Genomic DNA, 11,784 nt, shown 5'->3' with positions numbered 1-11,784 from the left:
AGGAGGATTACTGGAAGATGAAGTAGGTCGCGATACCGATGAACGCGAGCGCCTCGGTGAACGCGATACCGATCCACATCAGGACCTGGAGACGGCCGGCCAGCTCGGGCTGACGGGCGACGCCCTCGATGGTCTTGCCGACGACGATACCCACGCCGATGGCCGGGCCGATGGCGGCGAGGCCGTAACCGACGGTGGCGATGTTGCCGTTGATTGCAGCGATGTCCACGTTATGTGTTTCCTTCCGTGATGGCGGTTCGTGCGGATGCGCGAACCGTAATTAGTGCTCCTCGGCGACTGCGAGCTGGATGTAGACAGCCGTGAGCAGCGCGAAGACGTAGGCCTGGAGGACGGCCACCAGGATCTCGAAGAGAGTGAAGATGAAGCCGAACCCGAGCGCTCCGATGCCGAGGACGATCCAGCCCTGGCCGAGTGCGAACGTGAAGAACACGGACGCACTGAAGAAGAGCACCAGCAGCATGTGCCCGACGATCATGTTCATCATGAGTCGGAGCGTCAGGGTGATCGGCCGCAGAATGAAGGTCGAGATGAACTCGATCGGCGTCACGATGATGTAGATGGCCTTCGGCACGCCGGCCGGGAACAGCGCGTTCTTGAAGAAGCCCCCTGGGCTCTTCTTGACGCCGGCGTAGATGAAGGTGATGTACGAGACCGCTGCGAGCACGAGCGGCACACCGATGACGGAGGTGCCCGCGATGTTCAGGAACGGGATGACACCCGTCAGGTTCATGAACAGCACCATGAAGAAGATCGTGGTGAGGATCGGGAGGAACCGCCGGCCGTCCTTGCGGCCCAGAAGGTCCTCCGCGATGTTCACCCGGACCAGGTCCAGGCCCATCTCGACGAGCGACTGGAAGCGACCGGGAACGACACGCATGCGGCGTGTGCCGAGCCAGAACACCAGAAGGAGCGCGACGACGGCGATGAAACGGACCAGCATGATCCGGTTGACCTCGAAGCCACCGATGGAAAAAATGGCCGGTGGGAAGAACTCATTGATCGACGGGCCGTGGAAGCTTCCATCATCGGAGCTTGCGGCCTGGACCAGCAGGTTCACAGCGTTAGCTAACAGCGCTATCTCCTGTTTCGGGGCGTCGAGCTGAAAGCTCTCGCGACGACGAACGGTGGACACCCGCGCTCGCGCGCCGGTGTTGCTTCGGGCGCGTACGGGTGGGGAATCACTGACAACTCTACAAGAGTTTTCAACCGGTAACGAATCGGATACGGCTCAACGCTTCTCGCCCGGCAACGTCACGTCGCTGACATACGGGATGCGGGACCGGAAGACGACGATCATGTCCACAACGAGCGACCCGATCACGCCAGCGATGAGGCTCAGGAAGAGCACGACGGGATTGATCCACGGCTGGTCGCGCAGCACGATCGCGAGCACGATGAACAGGACGAACTTGAGGATCCAGCCGCCGAGGACGATTCCAAAGAAGATGCCGACATAGAGGTCGGATCCGATGAAGCGATTGGCGATCAGGATGCTGAGCGCGGTGATCCCGAGGAACACCGCGGCGATGAGCGTGCCGATGAGCGCGCTCGTCACTCCGATCCAGCCGGCGAAGATCCCGCCGAGAACCATCCCGACGACGGCGATGGCACCGGCAAGGATCACCCCGTATTTGAGCGCGTCCTTCAGGACGGGGGTCGAGGTGGGCTGCTGGGGCGTCGGGCGCTGCGCGGGCTGGTCCGGCCGCGGGGCGGGCGTCCCGTCCTGGTGGTCGGTCATCGGGTCTCCTCGGTCGGGGTGTCGGTGGAAGTCGTTCGTGCGGCCGGGACGCGGACGCCCTCGCTTGCGACGTCGAGCTGGTCGTAGCGGGCCGTCTCCTCGGCCTCCCTGCTCCCGGCGGGGGCGAGTTCGGCGGCGGCCTCGTTGGCTTTTCGGCGGCTGAGCGGAGCCAGGGTGATGGCGGTGCAGATCACCAGGCCGATCGCGACGAAGACGATGGCCATCCAGTAGGGGTCGAAGAAGAACAGCAGGCAGCCGATCGAGAGCACCGCTGTCCAGGCGTAGAAGATCAGCACGGCGTGCAGATGCGTGTGTCCCATGTCGAGCAGACGGTGGTGCAGGTGCTTGCGGTCGGCGCTGAACGGCGACTTGCCCGCTCGCAGTCGACGGATGACGGCGAGACCGAAGTCGAGCAGGGGGATAACGAGCACGGCGAACGGGATGGTGACGGGGATGAACGCCGGCACCAGCGACGACTTGCCGAGCGTCTGCAGCGCCTCCGGGTTGATGGTGCCGGTGACGGAGATCGCGGAGGTCGCCATGAGCAGGCCGATCAGGAGCGCGCCGGCGTCGCCCATGAACATCTTCGCCGGATGCCAATTGAGCGGCAGGAAGCCGGCGCATGCACCGACCAGGATCGCCGCGATGACGCCGGCGAGACTGAAGTAGTTCTGCGGGCTGATCTCGCGCTGCAGGAGGTAGGTGTAGACGAGGAAGGTGCCGTTGGCGATGAGCGCGACGCCGGCGACGAGCCCGTCCAGACCGTCGATGAAGTTGATCGCGTTCATCACCAGCACGATCGCGAACAGCGTGATGACGATGCTCATCACCGGGGAGCCGACGGTGAGACCGCCGATCGGGAGCGAATAGATCTGCACCCCGAGCCAGGCGACGAGACCCGCAGCCACGAACTGGCCTGCGAGTTTCGTCATCCAGTCGAGGTCCCAGAGGTCGTCGGCCACTCCGAGCACGACGATGAGGAGTGAGGCGCCGAGGATCGCGACGATCGGTCCCGCGTCGGAGAAGATCAGCGACAGCACGCCGAATTGGCTCGACAGCAGCCAGGACACCCCGAACGCGACGAGGATGCCGAGGAACATCGCGACGCCGCCGAGCCGCGGGGTCGGCCGGGTGTGGACATCACGTTCGCGGATCTTCGGATACAGCTTGAACCGCATCGCGAGGCGGTAGACCACCAGCGACATCCCGAACGTGATCACGGCCGAGATGAGCGCGAGTGCGAGGAAGAGGGTCACGGGCTCAGGTGTCCGCGGGAGCGTCGACGCCTGCGCGCTCGGCGGTGTCGGTCGTGCCGATGACGTCGGTCGTCTTGGTGGAGTCGGTCGACTCGGTGGAGTCGGTCGACTCGTCCGCGAGCGCGTCGCCGACGACAGCGCGCAACTGCTCCGCGGTGATCACACCGTGACGGAGGATGCGCAGCTTGCCCGCACCGGAGGCGAGCGCTGTCGCATCGACGATCGTGGACGAGGAGTCCCTGCCGTCGACGCGTTCGTAGGCGGTCCCCGCCTCTCCCCCGTCGAGGTAGACGGAGACGGAGTCACCGAGCATGGCCTCCGCTTCGGCCGCCGTGCGTGCGGCAGGGCGCCCGGTCAGATTGGCGGAGGACACGGCGAGCGGGCCCGTCTCGGACAGGATCTCGAGCGCGATGCGATCCTGTGGCATGCGGAGCGCGACGGTTCCGCGGGTCTCACCGAGGTCCCAGACCAGTGAGGGCGCTGCCGGCAGGACGATGGTCAGGCCGCCGGGCCAGAATTCGGCGACGAGGGCCTCCACTTCGGCCGGCACGTGCTCGGCGAGGGCGGCCAGCGTGGGGATGCCAGGCACTAGAACGGGAGGCGGCGACTGCCGGCCCCGCCCCTTGGCGTCGAGGAGCCGCTGCACCGCAGCGGGGCTGAACGCGTCGGCGGCGACGCCGTAGACGGTGTCGGTGGGGATGACGACCAGCTCGCCGCGGCCGATCGCCCCGCGGGCGAGGCGCATGCCGGTGAGCAGTTCGGAATCGACGGAGCAGTCGTAGATGGGAGCCATGACGGCACCCATGATAGTTGAGGGACTGCAAGGTTCTCTGCGACCGCGCGGGTGACCGTGCGGGACGATACTGGTCACGATGGACGTCTACTTCTTCGACTGCGACAAGACCCTCTACGACTACGACTTCCACAAGCGACTCCCCCGCCTGGCCGAGCTCGGGGGCGTCAGTCAGTACCGGCTGGCCTCGACCTGGTGGGCGGGCGGCCACGAGCGGGCGGCGGAGATCGGCGAGTACGCCACCAGCGACGAGTATCTGGACGCGTTCGCCGAGGTGACCGGCGCCCGCCTGACACTGGCCCAGTGGCAGGACGCCCGCAAGGCCGCCATGACGAGGATCGACGGCTCGATCGCCGCCCTGCACACGGCGGCCGGTCTGGGCACGGTGTCGCTGCTGTCGAACAACCCGATCCCGTTCAAGGACTCGCTTCCGGTCCTCACGCCCGAGATCGTGGACGTGCTCCGCGACAACGACCTCGTCTCCGCCGTGCTGGGTGCGCGCAAGCCCGAGCGCCGCATCTACACCCGCGCGCTCGGCCGTTTCGGCGTGGAGCCAGAGAACGCCATCCTGTTCGACGACTCGCTCGCGAACGTCGAAGGCGCCAGAGAGGCCGGGATGCACGCGCATCACTTCACTCGCAACGCCGACGGCTCCTTCGACACTGCGGGCATGGTGGCGGCGATCCACGCGTTCGCAGAGCGCGAGCGCTGAGCCGCCGCCGGCGCCTTCTGCGGAGAAGGCGCCGGCGACGGTGGACGACGAGTCAGCGGTACGAAGCCGTGGACCCGATCAGCGACGCCCTGCCTTGCGCCGGAAGAGCCAGGCGGCCCAGACGTAAGCGCCGACGATGATCAGCGTGCACCAGCCCAGCGCCCACCACAGGTCGCTCCCGGGGTCACGGCCGAACAGGAACGCGCGGATCGTCTCGATGATCGGGGTGATCGGCTGGTTCTGCGCGATCCACTGGAGCCAGCTCGGCATCGTGTCGGTGGGGACGAACGCGCTCGACAGGTAGGGCACGAACAGCAGCGCGAAGCCGTAGCCACTCGCTGCCGTCGGGTTGGCCGCGGCGATGCCGATCGCCGCGTACAGCCACGTGATCGCCAGGATGAACAGGGCGACCATCGCGAGCGCACCGAGCCACTCCAGCAGATTCGCCGTCGGCCGGAAGCCCACTGCGAGGGCGACCCCGATCACGACCCCGGTCGCGAGGAGGTTGCGCAGCAGGCTCGCCACGACGTGACCGGTGACGACGCCGCCGGCCCGCAGGGGCATGGTCCGGAACCGGTCGACGATGCCGTTGCTCATGTCCTCCGCGACGTCGACCGCGGTGCTGGAGGCACCGAAGCCGGCGCAGAGCAGGATGATGCCGGGCACCACGTAGTCGACATAGTCGCCTTGGGAGTCGATCGCTCCTCCGAACACGAAGGTGAAGAGGAGCATCAGCATCACCGGCAGGACGATGGCCATCGTGAGGGCTTCGACGTTGCGCAGCGAGTGACGCACGCTGCGGCCGATGAACACCGCGGCGGCGGTGGCGCCGCCGACGCGGCGGGACGGGGTGGTGACGGCGAGAGTGCTCATCGGACGGCCTCCTTCTGGAGCTCGGGACGGGTGTCGGTCCGGGCGTCGGCGGCGCTCCCGGTGAGGATCAGGAACGCGTCGTCGAGGCTCGGTTTGCGGATGGCGATGGAGGCCCCGGGGACGCCCGACGCATCGAGAAGGTCGATCGCGTCGCGCAGCCCCTCGACCGTTCCGTCGGTAGGGAGCTCGCGGACGACCTCGTCGCTCGCGTCGCGCAGCTCCACGACCTCCCCGCCCACGCGCGCCTTCAGCTCGACCGCGGTGCCCTCGGCGACGACGCGACCGTGATCGAGGACGGCGATCCGGTCGGCGAGCTGGTCGGCCTCCTCGAGGTACTGGGTGGTGAGGAGGATGGTGGTGCCCCGCTCGGCGAGGTCGCGGATGATCCCCCACAGCGCCTGCCTGCTGCGGGTGTCGAGCCCGGTGGTCGGCTCGTCGAGGAAGATGACGGGCGGCGTCGCGACCAGGCTGAGCGCGAGGTCGAGCCGGCGCCGCATGCCTCCCGAGTAGGTCTTGACGCGCTTGCGGGCGGCGTCGCGCAGGTCGAAGCCGTCGATCAGCTCCCTCGCGCGCTCGGCGGCCCCTGCCCGGTCGAATCCGGAGAGCCTGGCCATCATGCGCAGGTTCTCCTCGGCGGTGAGCACTTCGTCCACGGCCGCGGACTGCCCGGTCAGGCTGATGGACTCCTTGACGCCGTCAGGGTCGTGCACGACGTCGTGTCCGCACACCTTTACGGTGCCCGCGTCGGGCGCCACGAGTGTGCTCAGGATGTTGATGACGGTGGTCTTGCCTGCTCCGTTCGGGCCGAGGAGCGCGAACACGCTCCCCCGCTCGACGTGCAGGTCGACCCCGTCGAGGACGGTCTGCGTGCCGAAGGACTTACGCAGTCCCGCCACCGCGATCGCCGGTGCTGTCATGGTCCGGTTCCTTTCGTGTTCTGTGTAGATAGCAAACTGTTTATGGCGCATACGCTTTCGTTTAAGTGATACACAGTTCTAGGATGGGTGTCAACACCGAACCGGAAGGGCGTACGGAATGGCGGACGAAGTCCACGAAGCGCTCCCCCGCGCCGTCGCGCTCAGCTGGGGCGTCGCGGAGCGCCCCCAGCGCGGCCCCAAGCGCGAGCTCAGCATCGAGCGGATCATCGACACCGCCGTCGCCGTCGCCGACGGGGAGGGCCTCGGCGCCGTCTCGATGAGCCGGATCGCCACCGAGCTCGGCTTCACGACGATGTCGTTGTACCGCTATGTGACGAGCAAGGACGATGTGCTCGCGCTCATGCAGGACGCCGTCTGCGACATCCCCATTCCGGCCGAGGACGACCGCGGGGCCGATTGGCGCAGTGGCCTGCGCCGCTGGTCGATGGCAAGCATCGAGGTGATCCAGGCGCATCCCTGGTTCCCCGACATCCCGATCTCGGGCATCCCGCTCATGCCCAACAACCTCGCCGTGCTCGACTGGGGGCTCCGCGAGATGCGCGACCTGCCGCTGACCGACGCCGAGAAGATGGGCATCGCCCTGCTGCTGTCGTCGTACGCGCGCGCCGTCGGCATCGTCGAGCGCGACGTGCGCCAGTCACGCGAGAAGGGTGCGCAGCCTCCGCAGAGCGGGGAGGCGTTCGCAGCGGCGCTCGCCGAGCTCGTCACGCCGGAACGGTTCCCCGACCTGGCGCCGTTGGTGGCGTCGGGAGGCTACACCGACGGGGAGGACGAGCAGGACGACTTCGCGTTCGGCCTCGAGCGCATCCTCGACGGGATCGAACGGTACATCGCGGCACGCGCGTCCGGAGAGCCGATCGTCGCCGCCGAGCCGCGGCCGGAGCCGATCCCCCACGACAAGGCGGTTCGGGAGGCCGCCAAACAGCGCCGCGAAGCGGAGAAGGCGCTGCGGGAGGCGCGCAAGCGCGAGCGCGAGGCGATCGCCCGCGCCCACGAGCGGATCGCGCGCGAGAAGGAGCGCGAGGAGCGGGAGCGCGAGCGCGAGCGCCGCTGAGCGTTTCGCGCGGCACCGCTCAGGGGCGCAGCGCCGTCGTCGCCCGGTCGCGGGTGGTGAGGTCGGGGTGCGTCGCGGCACCGCGCCAACCGTCGGTGGTGAGGAGGTCGCGGATCTGAGCGCCCTGAAGCTCCCCGTGCTCGAGCACGAGCAGCCCGCCCGGGCGCAGCAGCCGGCGGGCCACCGACGAGATCATACGGACGACATCCAAGCCGTCCGCGCCGCCGTACAGTGCGATCGGCGGGTCGAACAGCCGCACCTCCGGGTCGCGCGGGATCGCCGCATCCGGCACGTAGGGCGGGTTCGAGATGACGACATCGACGGTCCCGTCGAGCTCAGGGAACGCGTCTCCGAGATCGCCCTGCACCAGCTCCAGGTTGGTCGCGCCGGACGCCTCGACATTGCGCCGGGTCCACGGGATGGCCTCCGACGACTTCTCGATGGCGAAGACGCGCGCGTGCGGAACCTCCGTCGCCATCGCCAGGGCGATCGCTCCGCTGCCCGTGCCGAGATCGACGCCGATCGGAGCAGAAGAGGGCACGGCGCGGAGCGCGTCGATGGCGAACTGCACCACCTGCTCGGTCTCGGGGCGCGGCACGAACACGCCGGGGCCGACGGCCAGCTCCAGCGAACGGAAGGGCGCGGTGCCCGTGATGTGCTGCAGCGGCTCCCGCGTGGCCCGGCGGGCGGCGAGCGCGCGGACCCGCTCGGCGTCGCCGGCCTCGACCGATGACTCCATCACCACCAGCGCCTGCACGCGGCCCCGCCCCACACCCAGCACGAACCCGATCAGCAGGTCGGCATCCACCTCGGGATCGGGCACGGCCGCCTGAGCGAGCACGGCGACGGTCTCGTCGCGCAGAGAACGGACGGTGAACGCGCTGGAGGCATCGGACATGGCCCGACGAGCTTACCGTCACAGAGGCGCAGGGACCCTCGCGCCGATTAGAGTGTGAACCATGCCAGCACAGGTCTACGCGAACATCACCGAAGCCGTCGGACGCACTCCCCTCGTCAAGCTCAACCGGATCGCCGCCGATGTCGGCGCGACCGTGCTGGGCAAGCTGGAGTTCTACAACCCCGCCGGGAGCGTGAAGGACCGCATCGGCGTCGCCATCGTCGACGCCGCCGAGAAGTCGGGCGAACTGCGCCCGGGCGGCACGATCGTGGAGGGCACCAGCGGCAACACCGGAATCGCGCTCGCGATGGTCGGTGCGGCCCGCGGCTACAAGGTCATCCTCACGATGCCGGAGACGATGTCCAAGGAGCGTCGCGTGCTGCTGCGCGCGTTCGGCGCCGAGATCGTCCTCACGCCGGGCCCCGACGGCATGCGCGGTGCGGTGGAGGCCGCGCAGAGGATCGTCGCGGAGAACGACAACGCGATCTGGGCTCGTCAGTTCGCCAACGAGGCCAACCCCGCCATCCATCGCGCCACGACCGCCGAGGAGATCTGGGCCGACACCGACGGCGGTGTGGACATCTTCGTGTCGGGCGTCGGGACCGGCGGCACCATCACCGGTGTCGGCCAGGTGCTCAAGGAGCGCAAGCCCGGGGTGAAGGTGGTCGCCGTCGAGCCTCTCGACTCCCCCATCCTGAACGGCGGCAAGCCCGGTCCGCACAAGATCCAGGGCATCGGCGCCAACTTCGTGCCCGAGATCCTCGACACCAGCGTCTACGACGAGGTCATCGACGTGTCGTTCGACGACTCGATCGCCACCGCGAAGAAGCTCGCGAGCGAGGAGGGCATCCTCGCCGGGATCTCCTCCGGCGCGATCGTCTGGGCCGCTCTGGAACTCGCCAAGCGCCCCGAGAACGCCGGCAAGACCATCGTCGCCGTCATCTGCGACACCGGGGAGCGGTACATCTCGACGGCCCTCTGGGCGGACCTGCTGGACTGACCGGCGTGCCGCTCTTCCGGGCGCGCGAGGACATCCGCAACGCGCGAACGCACGACCCTGCTGCGCGCGGAGGCGCTGAGGTCGCGATCGTCTACTCCGGCCTCCACGCGGTCTGGTCGTACCGTCTCGCCCACCGGCTCTGGAGGGCCGGGTTCCGCATGCCCGCGCGCATCCTCTCGCAGTTCACGCGCTTCTTGACCGGCATCGAGATCCACCCAGGCGCGCGCATCGGCCGTCGCTTCTTCATCGACCACGGAATGGGCGTCGTGATCGGCGAGACCACCTGGATCGGCGACGACGTGATGCTCTATCACGGGGTGACGCTGGGAGGCCGGGGCAGCGGGCACGGAAAACGGCACCCCACCATCCGCGATCACGTCACGGTCGGAGCGGGCGCGAAGGTCCTCGGTGCGATCGAGATCGGTGAGCGCACGGTCGTCGGCGCCAACGCCGTCGTCGTGCACGATGCTCCGCCGGACTCCGTGCTCACGGGAGTTCCCGCCCGGCCGCGCCCGCGATCCGGCCACGAGCAGATCGCCGGAGACGACTGGCTCGACCCCGCCCTCTACATCTGAGTAGTGCCGACGAACTGACCAGTTCCCACCGAGACACGCAAAGATTGCACTGAAATCATGCGTATCTAATGAGAACCTTTGTGTGTGAACAGATCGACCTACTGGCACCAGTTCTCCGAGCGTTCTTACAAGCTGGTGATTGCCGGCATGACTCTTCTTGCTGGAGCGCTCGGCGTGTGGGCGGGCGTCGTCACAGCGAATAACGCCCAGAACGATGCAGAACGGCGAAACCTCAACGGCGAGGTGACGGAGCTAACTCAGCGGCTCGAACAGTCGGAACGCGACCGTGAAGCGCGCAACCTGAGGATTGGAGCCCTGGAGGCAGAACTGGACAAGTTGCGCTCGGCTGTTCCGCCGTCCGTAGACCTCACGGCGGACCACAAAATACGCGCCAGCCGGAACCTTACGCTTGCCCGGAACGGTGACGCTATAGACCTCAACTCGGTGTCCGAAACGCTCAACGCGGGCAAAGTGGCAAAGTACAGCACCGACTCGTTGGCATTCGACGGTAAAAACCTCCTCATCGGCGGCTTTACTGGGGTCAGCTACGTCGCCCTCGAGACGCCACCCGCGTCGTACGCGGTATGCAAGAGCCAGACGGCATATCGCCACATCACGGAGATCGAGCCTCATTTGTTGTCAGCCTCGAACACATGCACCCGACTGGCATCCGGACGCTACGTCAGTATTCTCGCTGCAAACTGGAATGATGGAAGCGTGGACCTAACAATGGTCATCTGGGAGTGAGCCGGCGGCACCAGCCTGGTCAGTCCTGGGCGAGGTCGGCCAGGCGGGCCTCCTCGTCGGCGAGGATGTTCGACTCGATGACCGGGTCGAGGGCGCCGTTCATGACGGTGTCGAGGTTGTAGGCCTTGTAGCCGGTGCGGTGATCCGCGATCCGGTTCTCGGGGAAGTTGTACGTGCGGATGCGCTCGGAGCGGTCCATCGTCCGGATCTGACCCTTGCGGAACTCGGCGGCCTCCGCGTCCGCCTCCTCCTGCTGCTTGGCAAGCAGCCGTGCCCGCAGCACGCGCATCGCGGCGTCCCGGTTCTGCAGCTGGCTCTTCTCGTTCTGCATCGAGACGACGATTCCGGTCGGCACGTGGGTGATGCGCACGGCCGAGTCGGTCGTGTTGACCGACTGCCCACCGGGACCAGACGACCGGAAGACGTCGATCTTGAGGTCGTTGGGGTTGATCTCGACCTCCTCGGGCTCGTCGACCTCGGGGAAGACGAGCACGCCCGCGGCGGAGGTGTGGATGCGGCCCTGCGACTCGGTCGCCGGCACGCGCTGCACACGGTGCACGCCGCCCTCGTACTTGAGGTGCGCCCAGACGCCCTCGGCCGGGTCGCTCGAGGTGCCCTTGAACGCCACCTGCACGTCCTTGATGCCGCCGAGGTCGCTCGAGGTCTGCTCGATGATCTCGGCCTTCCACCGCTTCGAGTCCGCATAGTGGAGGTACATGCGCAGGAGGTCGCCCGCGAAGAGCGCGGACTCGGCGCCGCCCTCCCCCATCTTGATCTCCATGATGACGTCGCGGCTGTCGTTGGGGTCTCGCGGGATCAGCAGTCGCCGAAGCTTCTCGCCGGTCTCCTCGAGGCCCTGCTCGAGGCCGGGGATCTCGTCGGCGAACGCCGCGTCCTCCGCGGCCAGCTCGCGCGCGGCCTCCAGGTCGTCCGAGAGCTGCTTCCACTGGTTGTACATCGCGACGATGCGCGACAGCTCCGCGTAACGACGGTTCACCTTCTTGGAGCGGACCGGGTCGCTGTGCAGCTCGGGGTCGGAGAGCTGCTGCTGGAGGTCGTCGTGCTCGGCGATGAGGCCGGTGACCGACTCGAACATTCGTTGCTTCTTTCTGGAGGCGCTGGCAGGAACGGAAAAGTGCCCGCCCGGCACACCCTCAGGCATGCCGGACGGGCACTGGC

Annotated in this window: 14 protein-coding genes; 5 read left to right on the top strand and 9 right to left on the bottom strand. The window is 67.6% G+C overall.

Translation table 11 applies throughout. The features are described 5' to 3' along the window. Positions 1-7: 7 nt before the first annotated feature. From atpE to ASF88_RS13240, 5 genes are all read right to left on the bottom strand, one after another. Positions 8-229 (bottom strand): ATP synthase F0 subunit C, encoded by a 222-nt coding sequence (gene atpE / locus ASF88_RS13260; RefSeq protein WP_055919180.1) that lies wholly within the window; start codon positions 227-229, stop codon positions 8-10. 51 nt (positions 230-280) lie between these two features. Further along, on the bottom strand, positions 281-1,078 hold the full coding sequence (gene atpB, locus ASF88_RS13255; protein ID WP_055919175.1) for a F0F1 ATP synthase subunit A: 798 nt from the start codon (positions 1,076-1,078) through the stop codon (positions 281-283). A 171-nt stretch (positions 1,079-1,249) separates the two neighbouring features. Then, the gene (locus ASF88_RS13250; protein ID WP_055919172.1) at positions 1,250-1,759 is read right to left on the bottom strand and encodes a hypothetical protein; all 510 of its coding nucleotides are present in this window, start codon (positions 1,757-1,759) and stop codon (positions 1,250-1,252) included. Beyond that, positions 1,756-3,015 carry an MraY family glycosyltransferase gene (locus ASF88_RS13245; protein WP_055919170.1) on the bottom strand — a complete coding sequence of 420 codons (1,260 nt, stop codon included), beginning with the start codon at positions 3,013-3,015 and terminating at the stop codon, positions 1,756-1,758. Before ASF88_RS13245 ends, ASF88_RS13250 begins: the two co-directional genes overlap by 4 nt. A 4-nt stretch (positions 3,016-3,019) precedes the next feature. Next, the gene (locus ASF88_RS13240) at positions 3,020-3,808 is read right to left on the bottom strand and encodes an L-threonylcarbamoyladenylate synthase (protein ID WP_082519007.1); all 789 of its coding nucleotides are present in this window, start codon (positions 3,806-3,808) and stop codon (positions 3,020-3,022) included. Positions 3,809-3,887: 79 nt separating this feature from the next. On the opposite strand from ASF88_RS13240, the gene ASF88_RS13235 reads away from it, so the two are divergent. Continuing rightward, positions 3,888-4,520: an HAD family hydrolase gene (locus ASF88_RS13235; RefSeq protein ID WP_055919166.1), complete on the top strand. Its 633-nt coding sequence runs from the start codon at positions 3,888-3,890 to the stop codon at positions 4,518-4,520. A gap of 78 nt (positions 4,521-4,598) precedes the next feature. On the opposite strand, the gene ASF88_RS13230 is transcribed toward ASF88_RS13235, so the two are convergent. Continuing rightward, positions 4,599-5,393, bottom strand: a complete 795-nt coding sequence (locus ASF88_RS13230) for an ABC transporter permease (protein WP_055919164.1) — start codon at positions 5,391-5,393, stop codon at positions 4,599-4,601. Continuing rightward, positions 5,390-6,310 carry an ATP-binding cassette domain-containing protein gene (locus tag ASF88_RS13225; protein ID WP_055919163.1) on the bottom strand — a complete coding sequence of 307 codons (921 nt, stop codon included), beginning with the start codon at positions 6,308-6,310 and terminating at the stop codon, positions 5,390-5,392. Before ASF88_RS13225 ends, ASF88_RS13230 begins: the two co-directional genes overlap by 4 nt. A gap of 118 nt (positions 6,311-6,428) precedes the next feature. On the opposite strand from ASF88_RS13225, the gene ASF88_RS13220 reads away from it, so the two are divergent. Next, on the top strand, positions 6,429-7,385 hold the full coding sequence (locus ASF88_RS13220) for a TetR/AcrR family transcriptional regulator (RefSeq protein ID WP_055919161.1): 957 nt from the start codon (positions 6,429-6,431) through the stop codon (positions 7,383-7,385). A gap of 19 nt (positions 7,386-7,404) precedes the next feature. On the opposite strand, the gene prmC is transcribed toward ASF88_RS13220, so the two are convergent. Next, positions 7,405-8,283 (bottom strand): peptide chain release factor N(5)-glutamine methyltransferase, encoded by an 879-nt coding sequence (gene prmC / locus ASF88_RS13215; protein ID WP_055919159.1) that lies wholly within the window; start codon positions 8,281-8,283, stop codon positions 7,405-7,407. A 61-nt stretch (positions 8,284-8,344) separates the two neighbouring features. Between prmC and cysK the strand changes: the two genes are divergently transcribed. The 3 genes from cysK (at position 8,345) to ASF88_RS20460 (ending at position 10,605) form a co-directional block, all read left to right on the top strand. Continuing rightward, on the top strand, positions 8,345-9,283 hold the full coding sequence (gene cysK, locus ASF88_RS13210) for a cysteine synthase A (RefSeq protein WP_055919157.1): 939 nt from the start codon (positions 8,345-8,347) through the stop codon (positions 9,281-9,283). Positions 9,284-9,288: 5 nt separating this feature from the next. Next, positions 9,289-9,858, top strand: coding sequence for a serine O-acetyltransferase EpsC (epsC, locus tag ASF88_RS13205; protein WP_055919155.1), 570 nt, complete (start codon positions 9,289-9,291; stop codon positions 9,856-9,858). 84 nt (positions 9,859-9,942) lie between these two features. Continuing rightward, on the top strand, positions 9,943-10,605 hold the full coding sequence (locus ASF88_RS20460) for a hypothetical protein (protein WP_157498347.1): 663 nt from the start codon (positions 9,943-9,945) through the stop codon (positions 10,603-10,605). A gap of 19 nt (positions 10,606-10,624) precedes the next feature. Here ASF88_RS20460 and prfA read toward each other — a convergent pair whose 3' ends face one another. Then, positions 10,625-11,701 (bottom strand): peptide chain release factor 1, encoded by a 1,077-nt coding sequence (gene prfA, locus ASF88_RS13200; protein ID WP_055919154.1) that lies wholly within the window; start codon positions 11,699-11,701, stop codon positions 10,625-10,627. Positions 11,702-11,784: the final 83 nt, after the last annotated feature.

This window comes from Leifsonia sp. Leaf336 (genome assembly GCF_001423695.1).
GTDB lineage: Bacteria > Actinomycetota > Actinomycetes > Actinomycetales > Microbacteriaceae > Leifsonia.
Note: the sequence above shows the minus strand (reverse complement) of the source record. Positions and strands in the feature narration are given on the sequence as shown.

Coding starts and splice junctions, on each gene's coding strand:
- ASF88_RS13250 (WP_055919172.1), bottom strand. CDS start 1,759: ATGACCGACCACCAGGACGGGACGCCCGCCCCGCGGCCGGACCAGCCC.
- ASF88_RS13240 (WP_082519007.1), bottom strand. CDS start 3,808: ATGGCTCCCATCTACGACTGCTCCGTCGATTCCGAACTGCTCACCGGC.
- ASF88_RS13235 (WP_055919166.1), top strand. CDS start 3,888: ATGGACGTCTACTTCTTCGACTGCGACAAGACCCTCTACGACTACGAC.
- ASF88_RS13230 (WP_055919164.1), bottom strand. CDS start 5,393: ATGAGCACTCTCGCCGTCACCACCCCGTCCCGCCGCGTCGGCGGCGCC.
- ASF88_RS13225 (WP_055919163.1), bottom strand. CDS start 6,310: ATGACAGCACCGGCGATCGCGGTGGCGGGACTGCGTAAGTCCTTCGGC.
- ASF88_RS13220 (WP_055919161.1), top strand. CDS start 6,429: ATGGCGGACGAAGTCCACGAAGCGCTCCCCCGCGCCGTCGCGCTCAGC.
- prmC (WP_055919159.1), bottom strand. CDS start 8,283: ATGTCCGATGCCTCCAGCGCGTTCACCGTCCGTTCTCTGCGCGACGAG.
- cysK (WP_055919157.1), top strand. CDS start 8,345: ATGCCAGCACAGGTCTACGCGAACATCACCGAAGCCGTCGGACGCACT.
- prfA (WP_055919154.1), bottom strand. CDS start 11,701: ATGTTCGAGTCGGTCACCGGCCTCATCGCCGAGCACGACGACCTCCAG.